This window comes from Luteimonas endophytica (assembly GCF_029887875.1).
Classification (GTDB): Bacteria; Pseudomonadota; Gammaproteobacteria; order Xanthomonadales; family Xanthomonadaceae; genus Luteimonas; species Luteimonas endophytica.
Window position 1 is genome coordinate 97346 of record NZ_JARXRM010000043.1, and the last position, 18341, is coordinate 115686.

Sequence of the window (18341 nt, forward strand, 5' to 3'; positions counted from 1 at the left end):
GGAGCGGCCCACCTCCCTCGGAGCGGCCGATGGCCGCGAAAGCCGCGGGAGGCGCCGCTCGGGTTGGCGGCGTTCTCGGACGTGGGCGAGCGTGCCGGCTTTCGCGCGCATGGCACGCTCCGACGAAGAGCGGGTCCTTGAAACGACGGGCGTGCTTCCGGTCGCGGCCTAACCGGGTTCCGACTTCGCAGATCGTGCCGTTGCCTTCGCCTTGGCTTTGGTCGTCGTCTTCGCCGGCGCGCGGCGCAGCTTCACCCACACCGGGGCGTGGTCGCTGGCCTTGTCCAGGCCTCGGACCCAGCGGTCGACGCCGGCATCGGCCAGGCGCGGCTGCAGCTGCGGATTGAGCAGCAGGTGATCGATGCGCAGGCCGGCATCGCGCTGCCAGTGCTGCCGGAAGTAGTCCCAGAAGGTGTAGATCCGCGCTTGCGGGTGCGCGGCGCGCAGCGCGTCGGTCCAGTCCTGCGCCAGCAGGCGCCGGTAGCACTCTCGCGTCTCGGGCTGCAGCAGGGCGTCCTTGCGCCAGTGTTTCGGGTCGTAGATGTCCTCGTCGGTGGGCACCACGTTGAAGTCGCCGGCCAGCACCACCGGATGGCCGCTGTCGTGCAGGCCGCGGGCATGGCGGATCAGGCGTTCGAACCAGCGCAGTTTGTAGTCGAACTTCGGGCCCGGCTGCGGATTGCCGTTGGGCAGGTACAGGCAGCCGACCATCACCCCGTGCGCGGCGACTTCCAGATAGCGGCTCTGGAGGTCGGCGCGGTCGCCGGGGAGCGAGCGGCGGCTTTCCACCGGCTCGGTGCCGCGCGTCAGCACCGCGACGCCGTTCCACGAGCGCTGCCCCACCCAGAGCGCGCCATAGCCGGCGCGCTCCAGTTCGTCTCCGGGGAATCCTTCGTCAGCCGCCTTGAGTTCCTGCAGGCAGGCCACGTCCGGCTTCTCCTTTTCCAGCCACTGCAGCAGGTGCGGCAGCCGGGTGCGGATGCCGTTGACGTTGAAGCTGGCGATCTTCAGGTGGCTGGGCATGGGCGCCCGCGCTCAGGCGGCGTGCGCGCGCACCCAGGCCAGGTAGCGGTCCATCCAGCCCTGCAGGAACTCGCGGCTGTCGGCGCCGATGCCGCCGTCGTCGTCGAACAGGCCGTCGTCCGCCTTCAGGAACACCTCCGGCTGCCCGAGCGTGGGCATGTCGAGGTAGGCGAGGATGGTGCGCAGGTGCTGCTGCGCGCAGGCGGTGCCGATGGCGCCGATCGAGACGCCCAGCACGCCCGCGGGCTTGCCGGCGAATGCGCTCTTGCCGTAAGGGCGGGAGGCGTGGTCGATCGCGTTCTTCAGCACGCCGGGAACCGAGCGGTTGTATTCCGGCGTGACGAACAGCACGCCGTCGGCGGCGGAGATCGCCTGCTTGAGGCGTCTTGCCGGTGCCGGCTGGTCGTCGTCGTCGTCCTGGTCGTAGGGCGGCAGGTCGTCGAGGCGCTGACGCTGGAATTCGACGTCACCGGGCGCGAGTCGCGCCATCGCGCCGGCGAGGCGGGCATTGAAGGATGCCTTGCGCAGGCTGCCGACGAGCACGGCGATGGTGAGGCTGGCCATGGCGGCCTCCGGAGACGGCGGGTGGAGCGGTATCGTCGCGCCGTGGGCGTTAACGGCCGGTCGCGGCCTCCTTGGCGCCGGGCTCACACCGGGCGTGGCATCACTGGCCGCCCGCCCGAAGACCGCGACGATGAAAGCACTCACCTGGCAAGGCACCCACGACGTGCGCGTGGAAGAAGTCCCCGATCCGGTCTTGCAGGAGGAAGACGACATCCTGCTGCGGGTCACCGCCACCGCGATCTGCGGCTCCGACCTGCACCTGTACCGCGGCAAGATCCCCGGCATGAACGATGGCGACATCCTCGGCCACGAGTTCATGGGGGTGGTCGAGGAGGCCGGCGCCGGCGTGACCCGGATCAGGCGCGGCGACCGCGTGGTGATCCCCTTCGTGATCGCCTGCGGACAGTGCTTCCACTGCCAGCTGGCCGAGTACTCGGCCTGCGAGACCACCAACACGGGCGCTGGCGCGGCGATGAACCGCAAGGGCATGAAGCCCCCGGCGGCGCTGTTCGGCTACAGCGCGCTCTACGGCGGCGTGCCCGGCGGCCAGGCGGAGTACGTGCGCGTGCCGAAGGCCAACGTGGGCCCGATCGCGGTGCCCGATGCACTGCCCGACGATCAGGTCCTGTTCCTCTCCGACATCCTGCCGACTGGCTACCAGGCGGCGGTCGACGCCGGCGTCGGCGAGGGCTCGACGGTCGCGATCTTCGGCGCCGGCCCGGTGGGGCTGATGGCGGCGGCCTGCTGCCGGATGCTCGGTGCGTCGACCATCTACATGGTCGACCACCACCCGTATCGGCTGGAATTCGCGCGCCGGACCTACGGCGCGGTGCCGATCGACTTCGACGAGAACGACGATCCGGCCCAGACGATCGTCGAGCAGACCCGCGGGCGCGGGGTCGACGCCAGCATCGACGCGGTGGGGTTCGAGGCCAAGGGCAGCGCGGTGGAAACGGTGATGACCAACCTCAAGCTCGAGGGCAGCAGTGGCAAGGCGCTGCGCCAGTGCATCGCCGCCACCCGGCGCTGCGGCACGGTGAGCGTGCCCGGGGTGTACGCCGGCTTCATCCATGCCTTCATGTTCGGCGACGCCTTCGACAAGGGCCTGACCTTCAAGATGGGCCAGACCCACGTGCAGAAGTACATGCCGGAACTGCTCGAGCACATCGGCGAGGGCCGCCTGGATCCTGCGGTCATCATCAGCCATCGCATGAAGCTCGCCGAGGCCGCCGAGGGCTACCGCATCTTCGACCAGAAGGAGCAGGACTGCCGCAAGGTGGTGCTGACCCCGGACTGACGCCGGGGCGCACGGGCGGCCGCTCAGCCGGGCTGGCCGTCCTGGTGCCAGGTCTTGCCGAACGCCTCGCGCTGCTGGAAGCGCCGGGCCCAGGCCGCGACGTTGGCATGGCCGTCGAGCTGCACCCCGCAGTAGCTGCTGTAGATCACCACGCTGGCGACGATCAGGTCGGCCAGCGAGAATTCCCCGCCGAGCAGCCAGTGGCGACCGGCCAGGCGTGCGTCCAGGATCGCCAGCATCGCGTCCAGTTCGCCGCGGCAGTGCTCGGCCATCGGCGCGTGGCGCACCGCCGGGTCGACGCGGTCGCTCTGCGCCAGGTTGAGGCGCTGCACCGCGCCGCCGTAGGTCACGTAGGCCCAGGTGGTCCAGGACAGCGCCTGCAGGCGATCCGGCGTGCCGGCGGCGGGCCACAGGCCGCGTTCGACGCCGTAGGTCTCGCCCAGCCACTGCATGATCGCCACCGCCTCGAACAGCGGGGTGCCGTCCACCACCAGGGTGGGGACCACGCCGTTCGGATTGATGGCGAGATAGTCGGACTGCTTCTGGTCGCCGGCGGACAGGTCGAGCATCACCAGCTCGTGCGGAACGCCGAGCTCGGCGACGGCGTGGACCACGGGGGTGGCGCTGGACATGGGGGCTGCATACAGGGTCAGGGACATGCTTCGGCTCCTTCTGGGTTGGCTGGAATCCGGCCCGGCGCGAGTGCCTGCGGCCCGTGCAATCAGGCTACGTGGCATCGAGGACAGCTTTCGTCCTCGATCTGCTGCATCATGGCGCCATGCTCGAAACCTCGGCCCGCCTGCTGCGCCTGCTCTCCTTGCTGCAGGCGCGGCGCTTCTGGAGCGGTCCTGCGCTGGCGGAACGGCTGGGGGTGACGCCGCGCACGGTGCGCCGCGATGCCGACAAGCTGCGCAGCCTCGGCTACCCGGTGCGTTCTAGCGGCGGGGTCGCCGGCGGCTATCAGCTGGGGGCCGGCAGCACCCTGCCGCCGCTGCTGCTCGAAGACGACGAGGCCCTGGCGGTGGCGCTGGGCTTGCGCATGGCCACCACCGGCAGCGTGGCGGGCATGGAGGAGAGCGCGGTCGGGGCGCTCACCAAGCTGGAGCAGGTGCTGCCTGCACGCCTGCGGCGGCGGGTGCGCGCACTGCATTCGGCGGTGGCGCCGCTGGCGATGGGCGGTCCGCTGGTGCAGCCGGAGGTGCTGACCATGCTGGGTGGCGCCTGCCGCGGGGAGCAACGGGTCGAGTTCCGCTATCGCGACCACCAGGGCAGGGCGAGCGCGCGCGAGGTGGAGCCGCAGGGGCTGGTCTGCGCGTCCGGGCGCTGGTACCTGGTCGGCTGGGACCTGCAGCGACAGGACTGGCGCACCTTCCGGGTCGACCGGATCGACCCGCGGATCGCCACCGGCCAGCGCTTCCTGCCGCGGCCGGTCCCCGGCGGCGACCTGGCCGCCTACGTGTCGAGGAATATCGCGTCGGCGCCGTACCCGATGCGCGCGCGCGTGGTGCTGCATGCGCCGCATGCGCGGATGACGGCTGCGATTCCGCCGCTGGTGGCGCGGCTGGAACCGCTCGACGACGGCCGCTGCCTGCTCGAGGCGGGTGCGCAGTCGCCGGAAACCCTGACGTATCACCTGGCGATGCTCGGGGTCGAGTTCGAGGTGCTGGAACCGCCGGAACTGATGGCTCACGTGGCCGCGATGGCCGGGCGGCTGACGCGCGCGGCGCGCGCGCAGGCCATCCCGGAGCGGGCGCCAGCGGCAGCGAAGCGCTAGCGGCGAGGCGCGCCGCGGCCGGAGCGGTCGTGGCGGCTTGCGCGTTCTTCACGACGCGACGCCTAGCGTCTGTCGAAGATCCGCAGGAGCGCGCGCCATTTCCAGTCCAGCCCTGTCCCCGGCAGTCCCCCGCGCCGACGCCCGTTCGGACGCCGCCGCGCTCGCGGCCGCCGCGCGCCGCGCCCTGGCGGCGCCGGAGCTGCCGCTACCGGGCAGTGGCCGCACCCTGCAGCGCTGGCGCGCGCTGGCCGCGATCGCCGCCACCGACCTGTGTCTGGTGAAGGTGATGGAAGCTCATTACGACGCGGTCGCGATCCTCGCCGAGCTCGGTGGGTCGGCGCCGCCAGCCGGTGAACTGCTGGCGGTCTGGGCGGCCGAGCCGCCCGATGCCCGGCTCGGATTCGAGGCCGGCGAAGACGGGCGCGGCACCCTGTCCGGCGAAAAGGCCTGGTGCTCGGGCGCGGACCTGGTCGATGCCGCGCTGGTCACCGCGCACTGCGGCGGGCGGCGCTGCCTGGTACGCGTGGACCTGCGCCAGCGCGGCATCGTCCACGATCCCGCCGCCTGGCAGGCGGTCGGCATGGGCCGGGTGACGAGCGGCCGGGTGCGCTTCGAGTCGGTTCCGGCGCGGATGCTCGGTGCGCCGGGCGACTATCTTTCGCGCCCCGGTTTCTGGCACGGCGGCGCCGGGATCGCGGCGTGCTGGTACGGCGGCGCGGCGGCGATCGGCCAGACCCTGCGGACCCATCCGAAGATCGCCGGCGACGCGCACGCCGCCGCGCACCTGGGCGCGGTGGACATGGCGCTGGGCGGCGCGGCGGCGCTGCTGCGCGAACTCGCCGCACGCATCGATGCCGAGCCCGCGCTCGCGCACGCTGAGGACACGATCCGGGCGCGCTCGGTGGTGGAGCGCGCCTGCGGTGCGGTCGTCGACCGGGTCGGGCGCGCGCTCGGCCCCGCGCCCCTGTGCGGCGACCGCACCCATGCCCTGCGCTGCGCCGACCTGGCCACGTTCGTCCGCCAGAGCCATGCCGAACACGACTGGGCGGCGCTGGGGCGCGCGGCAGCGGAGCGGGATGGCGCATGGACGCTGTAGCGCGTCCGCGGATCCACGGCCGCGGCACCAGCGAGTCCGCATGGCGGCGCTCGCCTTGGCTGGCAGCGCTTCGCCGGGAAGGCGCAGACGACTGGCTGTCCGGTGCGAGCCGGCTGGTGGTGGTGTCGCCGCATCCAGACGACGAGGCGCTCGGCTGCGGCGGCCTGATCGCGCATGCGCGCGCGGCATCGATCGAGGTCTCGATCGTGGCGGCGACCGACGGCGAAGCCTGCTACCCGGGCGACCCGCGCTGGTCGCCGGCGCGCCTGCGGCGGGTGCGCCGCGCCGAACTCGCGCGCGCCGCCGCGGCGCTGGGCGTAGGGGCCGGCGACATCCGCCATCTCGATCTCGGCGACGGCCGCCTGGCAGGGCGCGAGGACGCGCTGTGCCGGGCCCTGCTGCCGCTGCTGGGCCGCGGCGACCGGGTGCTGACCACCTGGTCCGGCGACGGCCACCCGGACCACGAGGCGACCGCCCGCGCGGTGCGCTTCGCGACCGCGCGGTGCGGCGCGCGGATGGGGGAATTCCCGGTCTGGGCCTGGCACTGGATGGATCCGCACGCCACCCCTGCGTTGCCCCGGCGGCAGGCGCGGCGGCTGCGCCTGTCGGGCGCGGCACGCCGCGCCAAGGCGGCGGCGCTCGCGTGCTTCGCCTCGCAGACCGGAACCGGCGAGCTGCGGACCGCCGAACCTGTCCTGCCGCCGCATGTGCTCGCCCGTTTCGCTCGATCCTTCGAGGTGGTGCTCGGGTGAGCACGCCCCAGCCCTATTTCGAGGCGCTCCACGCCCACGACGACCCCTGGGGCTATCGCAGTCGCTGGTACGAGGCGCGCAAGCGCGCGCTGCTGCTGGCGAGCCTCCCGCGAGAGCGGTTCGCGCGGGGCTGGGAGCTCGGCTGCGCCAATGGCGAACTGACCGCGGCGCTGGCGCCGCGTTGCGCGACGCTGCTCGCCACCGACCTGAGCGCGCGCGCGGTGGCGGCCGCACGCGTGCGCACCGGCGCGCTGCCCCAGGTCGAGGTGCGCCAGGCCGCGCACCCGAGGCAGTGGCCGGCCGGGCGTTTCGATCTGATCGTGTTCGGCGAGGTCGGGTACTACCTCGACGCGGAGGCGCTCGACCTCACCGTCGCCCGGTTGCGCGACAGCCTCGACCACGACGGTGTGCTGATCGCCTGCCACTGGCTGGCGCCGTTCGATGCCGCGCCGCTGGATGGCCGCAGCGTGCACGCGCGCATCGCGCGCGGATTCGACCGCGCGGCCTCGTTCGGCTACGAGGACGGCGACGTGCTGCTCGAGGGCTGGAGCGTGGCGCCTGGCTCGGTGGCCCAGCGCGAGGGGCTGCGGTGATCGGGGCGATCGTGCCGGTCCACGACGAGGAAGCGCACCTCGACGCGTGCCTGGCCGCGGTGCGGCGCGCGGCGGCGCACCCGGCGCTCGGCGGCGAGCCGGTGCGGATCGTGGTGGCGTTGGACCGCTGCAGCGACGGCAGCGCGGCGATCGCGGCGCGCCATGGCGCCCATGCGGTGGTGCCCGAGCGCGGCAACGTCGGCCGCGCCCGGGGTGCCGCCGCGGCCGCGGCGATCGCGCTCGGGGCGCGCTGGATAGCGTCCACGGACGCCGATTCGGTGGTGCCGCCCGACTGGCTGCACCGCCAGCTCGGTTTCGCCTGCGATGCGTTCTGCGGGGTGGTGGAGGTGCGCGACTGGGGCGGCTATGCCGATGGCGTGGCCGACGCGTTCGGACGCGCCCAGCTGCGTTGCGACGACCACCCCCATGTGCATGGCGCCAACCTGGGGGTGCGTGCCGACCTGTACCTGCGCTGCGGGGGCTTTCCCCCGCTACCGGCGCACGAGGACGTGGCGTTGGTGGATGCGCTGGCGCGCCAGGGTGCGCGCATCGCCCGTCGCGCCACCCCGGCGGTGGCGACCAGCGCGCGCCGGCTGGCGCGCGCCGCGGGCGGATTCGCGGCCTACCTCGGAGCGCTCGAACGGCGGGTGTGCGGGGCCGCTGGCGGGCCGCTGGCGGCCGGCGCCAGGTCCTAGCGCCTCCGGATTGGCGGGCGCGGCCGAAGTCGGAAACGTCCCCTCCGCTGCGTCCTCAGGCCTCGGCGTCCTCGCGATACGCGTCCACCGGAATGCACGCGCACATCACGTTCTTGTCGCCGTACACGTTGTCCACGCGCGCCACCGGCGGCCAGTACTTGACCTGCCTCAGCACCGCCAGAGGAAACGCGGCCAGCTCGCGCGGATACGCATGCGTCCACTCGCTGGCGGCCACCATGGCGGCGGTGTGCGGGGCGTGCTTGAGCGGGTTGTCGTCGCGGTCGAGGCGCCCGTCCTCGATCGCGCGGATCTCCTCGCGGATCTCGATCATCGCGTCGCAGAAGCGATCCAGTTCGTGAAGCGATTCGCTCTCGGTCGGCTCGACCATCAGCGTGCCGGCCACCGGGAAGCTCAGCGTGGGGGCATGGAAGCCGAAGTCGATCAGGCGCTTGGCCACGTCCTCGGCGCTGATACCGGTAGCGTCCTTGATCGGGCGCAGGTCGAGGATGCACTCGTGCGCGACCAGGCCGTTGCGGCCGCTGTAGAGGGTCGGGTAGTGCTCGGCCAGGCGCCGCGACACGTAGTTGGCGTTGAGCATCGCCACCTGGCTGGCCTTGCGCAGGCCCTCGCGGCCCATCATGGTGATGTACATCCAGCTGATCGGCAGGATGCTGGCGCTGCCGTAGGTGGCCGCACTGACCATGCCACCGTTGCCCACGCCGCCGGTCCGTGCGCCCGCGGTGCCGAACGCCCCAGGCAGGTATGGCGCCAGGTGCGACTTCACCGCGCACGGCCCGACCCCGGGGCCGCCGCCGCCGTGCGGGATGCAGAAGGTCTTGTGCAGGTTCAGATGGCTGACGTCGGACCCCCACCGCCCCGGCTGCGCCAGGCCGAGGATCGCGTTGAGGTTGGCGCCGTCGGTGTAGACCTGGCCGCCGTGGGCGTGAACCACCTCGCAGATCTCGACCACGTCCTCCTCGAACACGCCGTGCGTGGACGGGTAGGTCATCATGATCGCGGCCAGCCGGTCGGCGTACTGCGCGGCCTTGGCGCGGATGTCCTCGACGTCGACGTTGCCGTCCTTGTCGCAGCGGGTCACCACCACCTTCATGCCGCACAGCTGCGCCGAGGCGGGGTTGGTGCCGTGCGCGGATTCGGGGATCAGGCAGATGTCGCGCTGGTCCTCGCCGCGGGCCTGGTGCCAGGCGCGGATCGCCAGCAGCCCGGCGTACTCGCCCTGCGCGCCGGAGTTCGGCTGCAGGCTGACGTGGTCGTAGCCGGTGCAGGCCACCAGCATCTGTTCCAGGCCCTCGATCAGCTCGCGGTAGCCCTCGGCCTGCTCCGGCGGCGCCAGCGGGTGGATCTCGGCGAACTCCGGCCAGGTGACCGGGATCATCTCGGCGGTGGCGTTGAGCTTCATGGTGCACGAGCCGAGCGGGATCATGGTGCGGTCCAGCGCCAGGTCGCGGTCGGCCAGCATGCGCAGGTAGCGCAGCAGCTCGTGCTCGGAGTGGTGGGTGTTGAAGACCGGGTGGGCGAGGAATTCCGAGCTGCGCAGCAGCGCCGCCGGCAGCGCGTCGGGGGTGACAGCGTCCAGCGCGTCCAGGTCGCCCAGCTCGATCCCGAACAGTCCGGCCAGGCGGATGAGGTCCTCGCGGGTGGTGGTTTCGTCCAGGCTGATGCCGAGGCTGTCGGCGTCGATGTGGCGCAGGTTGATGTGTCCCTCGGCGGCGCGCGCGTGCACCTGGCCGGCGTCGATGCCGGTCACGTGCAGGGTGTCGAAGAAGTCGCCGCCGACGGCGACGCCGGCCTCGCGCAGCGCCGCGGCCAGGATGGCGGCGAAGCGGTGCACGCGGCGGGCGATGCGCACCAGCCCGTCCGGGCCGTGGTAGACCGCGTACATCGAGGCCATCACCGCCAGCAGCACCTGTGCGGTACAGATGTTCGAGGTGGCCTTCTCGCGGCGGATGTGCTGCTCGCGGGTCTGCAGGGCGAGGCGGTAGGCCGGATTGCCCGCGGCGTCGATCGAGACGCCGATCAGCCGGCCGGGCATCGAGCGCTTGTAGGCGTCGCGGCAGGCCATGAAGGCCGCGTGCGGCCCGCCGAAGCCGAACGGCACGCCGAAGCGCTGGGTGTTGCCGACCACGATGTCTGCACCCCACTCGCCCGGCGGCCTGAGCAGGGTGAGCGCCAGCAGGTCCACCGCGACGCAGACCACCCCGTGGCGCGCGTGCACGGCCTCGGCCAGGGCGGCATGGTCGCCGGCGCGGCCGAGGGTATCCGGGTACTGCAGCAGCACGCCGAAGGCATCGGCCTCCACGGCGCGGTCGTCCTCGCCGATCAGCAGCTCGATGCCGAGCGGCTCGGCGCGGGTGCGCAGCACCTCGATGGTCTGCGGGTGCACCCCGGCCGAGACGAAGAACAGCTGCGACTTCGCCTTCGACATGCGCCGCGCCAGGGTCATCGCCTCGGCCGCGGCGGTCGCCTCGTCCAGCAGCGAGGCGTTGGCGATCTCCATGCCGGTCAGGTCCGCGCACATGGTCTGGAAATTGATCAGCGCCTCCAGCCGGCCCTGCGAGATCTCCGCCTGGTAGGGGGTGTAGGCGGTGTACCAGGCCGGGTTTTCGAGAATGTTGCGGAGGATGACGTTGGGCACGTGGGTGCCGTAGTAGCCCTGGCCGATGAAGCTGCGGAACACCCGGTTGCGCGAGGCCAGCTGGCGGATCCGCGCCAGCGCCTCCTCCTCGGTCACCGATTCGGGCAGATCCAGCGGCTCGCGGGTGCGGATCGAGCCCGGCACGATCGCGTCGGTGAGCGACTCCAGCGAATCGAAGCCGACCGCCCCGAGCATGTGCGCGATCTCGGCATCGTTGGGACCGATGTGGCGGGCGATGAACGCGTCGTGCTGCTCGAGCGAGCGCAGGGAGGTGGCTTCGGGCATGGTTCGGACTCTGGCGGGCGCGGAAGGGCCGCGTGCGGCTGCACGCAGGACGCCCCTCTGTCCTTTTGCCTGAGAGTTCGGGACGGGCTTCGAGCCCCTCCCATGCACCTTCGGCGCCGGATTCGACCGGTCTCTCCAGAGTTGTCCCCGCCGGCGGTACGTGGGCCTGAGCGATTACGGGCGTTGCGCCTTCGGCAGCGGGCGCCCGGTGGGCGGGGCCCGCTTCTCCCGTCGGGGGGTGTAGCGGGGACGATTATAGGCGTTCCGGCGCCCGCCGCGCCGGCTCTCCCGCCCCCGTGTTCAGCGGCTGCCCCGCAACCGAAAAACGAGGGGCGTACCCGGGGAGGAGCGTGGCATGCACGCGCAAGCCCGCGCGGCCACCCATGCCCGGACTCATCGCCATCTCGCCCGGAGCCACCCGCGGCCTTGGCGGCCATGGACCGCTTTCGCGGGCGGCTCGATTCTCGGCGAACGGCGCCGCCGCGTCTTGCATGCACGGCCGGCGAACCGTGTCCACGGCGTTCGCGCCCGCCTGGTCGCGCTTCGGCGCCGCATCCGGGGCATTGGTCGGCTGCCGGTGGTGCGGTATCGGCAGGCATGCGAGGCTGCGGCCATCGCGACTGAAGCAGAGGCTGTGGACTTGAAAGGACGGATGCGTTCGGCGGGATCATGGCTGGGCGCCCTCGCGCTCGCAGGCGCGCTGCTGGCCGCGCAGGCGCTGGCCTCGGACCCGCCGCTGCAGTGCGAAGTGGGCAGCTACCGGCTGGACAACGGCGAGATGCTCGACATCGGCCCCGGCGCCGGGGGCCAGCTGCGGTGGCGCACCACGGACGGCCGCACCGGCGCGCTCGCGCCGCAGGACGATGGCACCTGGACCAGCACCCTGGGGTGGACGGAGCGGCCGGACGGACACCGCGTGTCGTTCAGCGATTGCGAGCGCGGCGGCGTCCGTTTCGACAAGACGGCCGGGCACCGGGTACCGCTGGAGCACATCGACACCCGCTTCCGGGGCAGCGGCGTCGCCCTCGCCGGACGGCTGACACTACCGCCCGGCGAGGACACGGTGCCGCTGGTGGTACTGGTGCATGGCGCCGAGCGCGACTCGGCACTGCAGCGCTATTCCCTGCAGCGCGAATTCGCCAGCGCCGGCATCGGCGTGTTCGCCTACGACAAGCGCGGCACCGGTGCCTCGGAGGGTCGCTACACGCAGGACTACCTGACCCTGGCGATCGACGCCATCCACGCGATGCGCGAGGCGCGGCGCCTGGCCGGGGCGCGCGCCGGGCGCGTCGGCTACCAGGGCGGCAGCCAGGGCGGCTGGGTGGCGCCGCTGGCGGCGCGCATCGAACCGGTGGACTTCGTCATCGTCAGCTTCGGCCTGGCGGTCTCGCCGCTCGAGGAGGACCGCGAGGCGATCGCCTTCGACATGCAACGCGGCGGCTTCGGCCCCGAGGCCACAGCCGGCGCCATGGAGGTCGCCGACGCCACCGCGCGGGTGATCGAGAGTGGGTTCACCGAAGGTTTCGAGCAGCTGGAAGCGGCGAAGGCGAAATACGGCGAGGAATCCTGGTACCCGGCGGTGCGCGGCAACTTCACCTGGTACCTGCTCGGCAACGACGAAGCCACCGTCCGCAGGCAAGCCCCGCAGCTGGTGTACGGCATTCCCGCGCAGTACGACCCCATGCCGGTGCTGGAGACGCTGGACGTTCCGCAACTCTGGGCGCTGGGCGGCCAGGACCGCGATGCGCCGCCCGGCGAGACATTGCACCGGCTGGCACGGCTGCAGCGCGACGGCAAGCCCATTGTCACCGCGCTGTTTCCACACGCCGACCACGGGATGTACGAATTCGAGACCGGCGCCGACGGCGAGCGGCTGTCGACCCGCCAGCCTGCGGGCTATTTCCGACTGATGGCGGACTTCATCCTCGGCCGGCCGCTGCGCTCGCAGTACGGGAATGCGGAGCTCTCGCTGCCGCCGTGAGACGATCCCCCAGGAGCCAGGGACGCGAAGGCCGCGAAGGCCGGCGCGGTCCTGCACGATGCGGGAGGTCGATCGCCGGCGCGCCCCGGCCGAGGCTTTCGCCGCGATGGGCCGCTGGGACATGGCGCAGCGCCGGCGGCGGCGGCGCCCATCCGGCGTCCATGCACCCCAAGGCTTAAACTGCGCCACTCCGGCCCGCACGATGAGTCGCCCATGACCGCACCGCCGCTTCACCTCCTGCGCCGCGACCGCGTGGTGGTGCGCGTGCGCCAGGCCGAGCGCATGCGGGCGGTCGAGCCGAAGGGCTCGCCCCGCGCGCCGCGGGCGACGGCGTGACCGGCGCCGCGCGCGAACCGTCCAGGCCGGGGCGCCGCCTGGCCTGGCTGCTGGCCGGGCTGGCGATGTTCGGGCCGTTCTCGATCGACACCATCTTCCCGGCCTTCGCGCAGATCGGCGGGGATTTCGGCGCCGACAAGCTGGCGATGCAGCAGACCATCAGTGTTTACCTGGTGGCGTATGCGCTGATGAGCATCGTGCATGGGCCGCTGTCCGACGCGGTGGGCCGGCGCAGCGTGATCCTTGGCGGGCTGGTGGTGTTCACGGGCGCCTCGGTGGGCTGCGCGCTGGCCACGGACCTGGGCACGCTGCTGGCGTTTCGCGCGCTGCAGGGGCTGTCGGCCGGGGTGGGGCTGATCGTCGGCAGGGCGGTGATCCGCGACGTCTACCAGGGCGACGACGCGCAGCGGCTGATGAGCCAGGTGATGATGATCTTCAGCATCGCCCCGGCGATCGCGCCGGTGATCGGCGGCTGGATCCTGGGCTGGGAGCGCTGGCCGGCGATCTTCTGGTTCCTGGTGCTGTTCTCGCTGGCATTGCTGGCGGCGACCTGGGCGTGGCTGCCGGAGACCCATCCGCGCGAGGCGCGCGGCACGCTGGTGCCGCGCCGGCTGCTGCGCGACTATGTGGCGATCTTCACCAATCCGCGCTTCCAGCGGCTGGCGGCGGCGGGGGCGTTCAACTTCTCGGCGCTGTTCCTGTTCATCGCCTCGGCGCCGGCGTTCGTGATGGACCTGCTGGGGCTGCGCGAGGACCAGTTCGGCTGGTTCTTCATTCCGATGATCAGCGGCATGCTGGTGGGGTCGTGGGTGGCGGGGCGGGCGGCCGGGCGCATCAGCGGCACCCGGCTGGCCAACATCGGCTTCGCCTGCAGCGGCGTGGCGATCGCCGCCAACATCGGCTACTACATGCTGGTGGACGCGCCGACCGTCCCCTGGGCGGTGCTGCCGATGATCCTCAATGCGTTCGGCATCGCGCTGGTGTTCCCGATCGTGACCCTGGCGATCCTGGACATGTACCCGCGCCAGCGCGGCTCGGCCTCGTCGCTGCAGGCGTTCACCGGGCTGGTGCTCAACGCCATCGTCGCCGGGATGCTGTCGCCGCTGGTGAGCGGCAGCGGCATGTCGCTGGCGCTCACCGCGGCGCTGTTCCTGGCGGTGGGCTGGCTGTTCTGGCGCTGGGAGCTCCGTCGCGACCGGACCCGCCCGGCCTGCGCGAAATCGCCCGCGGGCCTGGAGCCGACCGACCACATGTAGGCGGCGCGGAGTCGCTTCGGGACGACGCCCGCGCGCCACAGGAGCGTGCCATGCACGCGAAGGCCGGCGGGCTCGGCACGCCGGGAACCGCTGCCGGCCGGCCGGGGCGACCCGCGGCCTTCGCGGCCGCGGCCGGCGCTCCTGCCGGCGCGCCGGCCGACCCCGGGCCGCGCGGCGCGCCCCGCTACGGGGTTTGCGCGGTCGCTGGCGCGGGAGCCGGCCAGCCGCAGGCCTGGCCCTCGTTCTGCGATTCCAGCCAGGCCTGCAGCGGCGCGAAATACTCGAGCACCGCGGCGGCGTCCATGGAACGGGTGCCGGTCAGCTCCTCGAGCGTCTGCTGCCAGGGCTGGCTGGCGCCCTTGCCCAGCATCGACCAGAACTTCTCCCCCGCGGCCTCGTCGCCGTAGAAGCTGCACTCGTACAGCGGACCGTCGAACCCGGAGGCGTCGCACAGCGCCTTGTAGAACTGGAACTGCAGGATGTGCGAGAGGAAATAGCGGGTGTACGGGGTGTTGCCCGGCACGTGGTACTTGGCGCCCGGATCGAAGAACTCCTCGCCGCGCGCCTCCATCGGGGCCACGCCCTGGTACTGCGCCTTGAGGTTCCACCAGGCGCTATTGTAGTGCTCCGGGGGGATCGAGCCGTCGAATACGCCCCAGCGCCAGCGGTCGATCATCAGCCCGAACGGCAGGAACGCCACCTTCGACAGCGCCATGCGCATCTGCGAGTTGATCAGCGCGGCCTGGCTCTGCTGCTGCTCCTCGACCAGGCCGATGGTGGACAGGTACTGCGGGGTCATCGCCAGCACGATGGTGTCGCCGATGGCCTCGTGGAAACCGTCGTGGGCGCCATTCTGGAACAGCGGCGGTTGGTCCTTGTAGGCCATGTAGTAATAGACGTGGCCCAGCTCGTGGTAGACGGTGGTGAAGTCCTCCTCGTTGGGCTGGATGCACATCTTGATGCGCACGTCGTCGGCCATGTCCATCGGCCAGGCGCTGGCATGGCAGACCACGTCGCGGTCGCGCGGCTTGATCAGCATGCTCTTCTCCCAGAAGGAGGCAGGCAGTTCGGGCATCCCGAGCGAGGTGTAGAAGTCCTCGGCGCGGCGGGTCATGGACGCGGCGATGTCGGCCTGGGCGCGACGGTCGATCTCGACCCGGGCGGCGGCGTCCGGCAGCCCCTGCGCGGCCGCCAGGCGCCGGTTCAGACCCTCGCGGAACCGTGCGTCCAGGGCGCCGCTCACGTCGAGGCTGCCGGCGTTGCCGTAAGGCTGCAGGATGTCCCAGAGGTTGCTCCAGTCCTGTTGCCACATGTTGCCCATCAGGTGCGCCGGCAGCAGTCCGTCGATCGAGCCGCGATCCGGGTACTCGGCTTCCAGGCGGGTGCGGGCGTAGCAATGCAGCTGCTCGTAGAGCGGCTTCACCTGGCCCCAGAGGCGATCGGTCTCGGCGGCGATCTCGCCCGGGCTCATGTCGTAACCGGAGCGCCACATCTCGCCGGCGTCGGCGAAGCCCATGTCGCGTGCGCCCTCGTTCACCAGTTCGACGAAGCGCACGTAGTCCTTGCGCATCGGCTGCGCGATCGAGTGCCAGCCGCGCCAGGCGTCCAGCTGCTCGTCGTGGTCGCGGCTGCTGCGCAGCACCTCCTCGAGTTCGCCCAGCTGACGGCAGCGCTCGTCCTCGCCTTCGCCCACGCAATACGCACCGGCGCCGTACATGCCCTCCATGCGGGTGGCGATGCGGGTCAGCTCGGCCAGCCGCTCCGGGTCGCGCGGCGCCGGCATCGCGGTGCTCAGCTTCAGCAGGTTGATCGCGCGCGCGGTGGCCGGCGACATGTCCTGGCCCTCGAAGCGCCGCGCCTGCGCGATCCAGCCGTTGAGCGCGGTCAGCCAGCGCTCGTTGGCCTTGGCGGCGAGCAGCTGGCTGTCGTCGTTGATGTACGTGGAGGAGAGCCACTGGGCCGCGCTCAACTCCGGATACATCGCGCGCAACTCGTCGTTGACCCGGGCGATGAACTCGTCGGCGGTCTCGTTCTCGGGGACCGACGGATCGGTAGCGGGGGCGGCCTCGCGCTTGCAGGCGGAGAGCGCCAGGCAGGCGGCGATGGCGAGGACCCAGAGTCTGCGCGGATTCAGCACGGCGAATTCCTGAACGGGGCGGCGAGAGGCGGAACGGGCAGGCTAGAGCGCTGCCGTGGCGCCCGCAAGTGCGCAGCGGCCCTTGCTTTCCCGCCTGTGATCGCCTTGCGGAGCCGTGCGCGGCTGCGCTCAGGCCGCTCCCGGCAGCAGGCCGCGCTGTTGCAGCCAGAGGCGCGCGTCCTCGGCGTCCCGCTCGAACCAGGCGCGCGCGCTGCCGAGGCGGAAGCTGTATCCCCAGGCATCCATGTCGGCCATCAGCCGCGCGCGCCCGACACCGGGCAGCGCGTCGGCGAGCAGGATCTGCAGGTAACAGGCGGCGTCCTCCTCGGCCACCGAGTCGGTGGCGTCGGTGTGCACCAGGGCGCGGCGTTCGGGCGGCAGCACGAGCAGGTGGCAGGCCTCGTGCAGCAGCGAGTGCAGCGGCGTGTCGGCGCGGGCGTGGACCTGGCTGGCGATCACGCCGGCCTCCGGCTCGCCCCAGTAGCTGCCCGGGATCGGAGCGCCGTCGGCAACGAGGTGCAGGACCAGCCCGTGGCGCCGCAGCAGCGCCGCGGCGGCCTCGAAGCCGAGGTCGGCCAGGCGCAGCACCGGTACCGGCGGGGCCGCCTCGGACCGGCTCGCCAGCACGGCGGAACCGGAACTCGCCTGCGGCGCGGCGGCCGGGGTGTCCGCGGCTTCGGCCGGGATGCGATGCGCGATGGTCACGTTGCGGTGCGTCCGGGGAGGCGCGGGTCGGGGGCGGCCGCGTTCAGGCCGTGGAGGCGCGTTCGTCCGGCAGCGACACCGAGATGTCGAGCACGTCGTGGGCGCCGTCCTTCACCAGATCCACCTTCACCGCCTCGGCGTCGACGCTGACGTACTTGCGGATCACCTCGAGCAGCTCGCGCTGGAGCATCGGCAGGTAGTCGGGCGCGCCGCGGCTGCTGCGCTCCTGCGCGACGATGATGCGCAAGCGCTCCTTGGCGATCGACGCGGTGTTCTTCTTGGTCTTGAGGAAGTCGAAAAGCCCCATGCCCTCAGCCCCCGAAGATCTTGTTGAAGAATCCCTTCTTTTCCGGCTGGGTGAAGCGCATCGGGCGTTCCTCGCCCATCAGCCGGGCGACGGCGTCGTCGTAGGCCTGGCCGGCGTTGGATTCCATGTCGAGGATCACCGGCTCGCCCTTGTTGGAGGCGTTGAGCACGTCCGGCGATTCGGGAATCACCCCGATGGTCTTCAGGCCCAGCACCTCCTCCACGTCGCCGATCGAGAGCATCTCGCCGGTGCCCACGCGGGATGGGCTGTAGCGGGTCAGCAGCAGGAACTCCTTGACCCGCTCGCCGTTCTCGGCGCGGCGGGTCTTCGACGCCAGCAGGCCGAGGATCCGGTCCGAATCGCGCACCGACGACACTTCGGGGTTGACCACCACCACCGCCTGGTCGGCGAAGTACATCGCCAGGAACGCACCCTTCTCGATGCCGGCCGGCGAGTCGCAGACGATGTAGTCGAAGCCGTCGTCGCCCAGTTCCTTCAGCACGCGCTCCACGCCCTCCTTGGTCAGCGCGTCCTTGTCGCGGGTCTGCGAGGCGGCCAGCACGTGCAGGTTGTCGAAGCGCTTGTCCTTGATCAGCGCCTGGCGCAGCGAAGCCTCGCCGGTGACGACGTTGACGAAGTCGTAGACCACCCGGCGCTCGCAGCCCATGATCAGGTCGAGGTTGCGCAACCCGACGTCGAAATCGATCACCGCGACCTTCTTGCCGCGCCGGGCGAGGCCGCTGGCGAGGCTGGCGCTGGTGGTGGTCTTGCCGACGCCGCCCTTGCCGGACGTGACTACGATGATTTCGGCCAATGTCTTTCTCCGTTATTCGTGATTGGTGATTGGTGATTCGCAGCTTGGGCTCGGGAGCTGACGATTCGCT

Annotated in this window: 16 protein-coding genes, 1 pseudogene and 2 riboswitches; of the genes and pseudogenes, 9 read left to right on the forward strand and 8 right to left on the reverse strand. The window is 71.8% G+C overall.

The features are described from left to right. Nucleotides 1-171: 171 nt before the first annotated feature. Nucleotides 172-1023 (reverse strand): annotated as a pseudogene (gene xth, locus QFW77_RS13920) (exodeoxyribonuclease III); the annotation flags it as partial. A gap of 12 nt (nt 1024-1035) precedes the next feature. After that, nucleotides 1036-1587, reverse strand: a complete 552-nt coding sequence (locus tag QFW77_RS13925) for an NADPH-dependent FMN reductase (protein WP_280575372.1) — start codon at nt 1585-1587, stop codon at nt 1036-1038. Between the two features lie 130 nt (nt 1588-1717). Here QFW77_RS13925 and QFW77_RS13930 point away from each other — a divergent pair, with 130 nt between their 5' ends. After that, nucleotides 1718-2884 (forward strand): zinc-dependent alcohol dehydrogenase, encoded by a 1167-nt coding sequence (locus QFW77_RS13930; protein WP_280575373.1) that lies wholly within the window; start codon nt 1718-1720, stop codon nt 2882-2884. A gap of 23 nt (nt 2885-2907) precedes the next feature. On the opposite strand, the gene QFW77_RS13935 is transcribed toward QFW77_RS13930, so the two are convergent. Continuing rightward, complete coding sequence (locus QFW77_RS13935; protein ID WP_280575374.1) at nt 2908-3543, reverse strand: glutathione S-transferase family protein; 636 nt, start codon at nt 3541-3543, stop codon at nt 2908-2910. A gap of 119 nt (nt 3544-3662) precedes the next feature. Here QFW77_RS13935 and QFW77_RS13940 point away from each other — a divergent pair, with 119 nt between their 5' ends. Genes QFW77_RS13940 through QFW77_RS13960 form a run of 5 tightly spaced genes read left to right on the forward strand, consistent with a single transcriptional unit; the run spans nt 3663 to nt 7794 of the window. Then, the gene (locus QFW77_RS13940) at nt 3663-4658 is read left to right on the forward strand and encodes a helix-turn-helix transcriptional regulator (protein WP_280575375.1); all 996 of its coding nucleotides are present in this window, start codon (nt 3663-3665) and stop codon (nt 4656-4658) included. 37 nt (nt 4659-4695) lie between these two features. Continuing rightward, nucleotides 4696-5754: an acyl-CoA dehydrogenase gene (locus tag QFW77_RS13945; RefSeq protein WP_280575376.1), complete on the forward strand. Its 1059-nt coding sequence runs from the start codon at nt 4696-4698 to the stop codon at nt 5752-5754. Beyond that, nucleotides 5742-6506: a PIG-L deacetylase family protein gene (locus QFW77_RS13950; protein WP_280575377.1), complete on the forward strand. Its 765-nt coding sequence runs from the start codon at nt 5742-5744 to the stop codon at nt 6504-6506. Before QFW77_RS13945 ends, QFW77_RS13950 begins: the two co-directional genes overlap by 13 nt. Continuing rightward, nucleotides 6503-7099, forward strand: coding sequence for an SAM-dependent methyltransferase (locus QFW77_RS13955; RefSeq protein ID WP_280575378.1), 597 nt, complete (start codon nt 6503-6505; stop codon nt 7097-7099). Before QFW77_RS13950 ends, QFW77_RS13955 begins: the two co-directional genes overlap by 4 nt. Continuing rightward, entirely contained in the window at nt 7096-7794 is a 699-nt protein-coding gene (locus QFW77_RS13960; RefSeq protein WP_280575379.1) for a glycosyltransferase family 2 protein, read from the forward strand. The genes QFW77_RS13955 and QFW77_RS13960 overlap by 4 nt, the downstream gene beginning before the upstream one ends. Before the next feature lie 55 nt (nt 7795-7849). Here QFW77_RS13960 and gcvP read toward each other — a convergent pair whose 3' ends face one another. Continuing rightward, a complete protein-coding gene (gene gcvP, locus QFW77_RS13965; protein ID WP_280575380.1) occupies nt 7850-10735 on the reverse strand; it encodes an aminomethyl-transferring glycine dehydrogenase in 2886 nt (961 codons plus the stop codon). 52 nt (nt 10736-10787) lie between these two features. Then, a riboswitch (glycine riboswitch) is annotated at nt 10788-10879 on the reverse strand. A 10-nt stretch (nt 10880-10889) separates the two neighbouring features. Further along, nucleotides 10890-10966, reverse strand: a riboswitch (glycine riboswitch). Between the two features lie 421 nt (nt 10967-11387). On the opposite strand from gcvP, the gene QFW77_RS13970 reads away from it, so the two are divergent. The 3 genes from QFW77_RS13970 to QFW77_RS13980 all read left to right on the forward strand — a co-directional run bounded on the left by QFW77_RS13970 (nt 11388) and on the right by QFW77_RS13980 (nt 14308). After that, nucleotides 11388-12716, forward strand: a complete 1329-nt coding sequence (locus tag QFW77_RS13970) for an alpha/beta hydrolase family protein (RefSeq protein ID WP_280575381.1) — start codon at nt 11388-11390, stop codon at nt 12714-12716. 213 nt (nt 12717-12929) lie between these two features. Beyond that, on the forward strand, nt 12930-13052 hold the full coding sequence (locus QFW77_RS13975) for a hypothetical protein (RefSeq protein WP_280575382.1): 123 nt from the start codon (nt 12930-12932) through the stop codon (nt 13050-13052). After that, nucleotides 13049-14308, forward strand: a complete 1260-nt coding sequence (locus tag QFW77_RS13980) for a multidrug effflux MFS transporter (protein WP_331487960.1) — start codon at nt 13049-13051, stop codon at nt 14306-14308. The genes QFW77_RS13975 and QFW77_RS13980 overlap by 4 nt, the downstream gene beginning before the upstream one ends. Nucleotides 14309-14492: 184 nt before the next feature. On the opposite strand, the gene QFW77_RS13985 is transcribed toward QFW77_RS13980, so the two are convergent. The 4 genes from QFW77_RS13985 to minD form a co-directional block, all read right to left on the reverse strand. Further along, a complete protein-coding gene (locus tag QFW77_RS13985) occupies nt 14493-16442 on the reverse strand; it encodes a M2 family metallopeptidase (protein ID WP_280575597.1) in 1950 nt (649 codons plus the stop codon). A 132-nt stretch (nt 16443-16574) separates the two neighbouring features. After that, nucleotides 16575-17033: a hypothetical protein gene (locus QFW77_RS13990; RefSeq protein ID WP_425603353.1), complete on the reverse strand. Its 459-nt coding sequence runs from the start codon at nt 17031-17033 to the stop codon at nt 16575-16577. A gap of 160 nt (nt 17034-17193) precedes the next feature. Then, the gene (minE, locus tag QFW77_RS13995) at nt 17194-17457 is read right to left on the reverse strand and encodes a cell division topological specificity factor MinE (RefSeq protein ID WP_280575383.1); all 264 of its coding nucleotides are present in this window, start codon (nt 17455-17457) and stop codon (nt 17194-17196) included. Nucleotides 17458-17461: 4 nt separating this feature from the next. Beyond that, nucleotides 17462-18271 (reverse strand): septum site-determining protein MinD, encoded by an 810-nt coding sequence (gene minD, locus QFW77_RS14000; RefSeq protein ID WP_280575384.1) that lies wholly within the window; start codon nt 18269-18271, stop codon nt 17462-17464. Nucleotides 18272-18341: the final 70 nt, after the last annotated feature.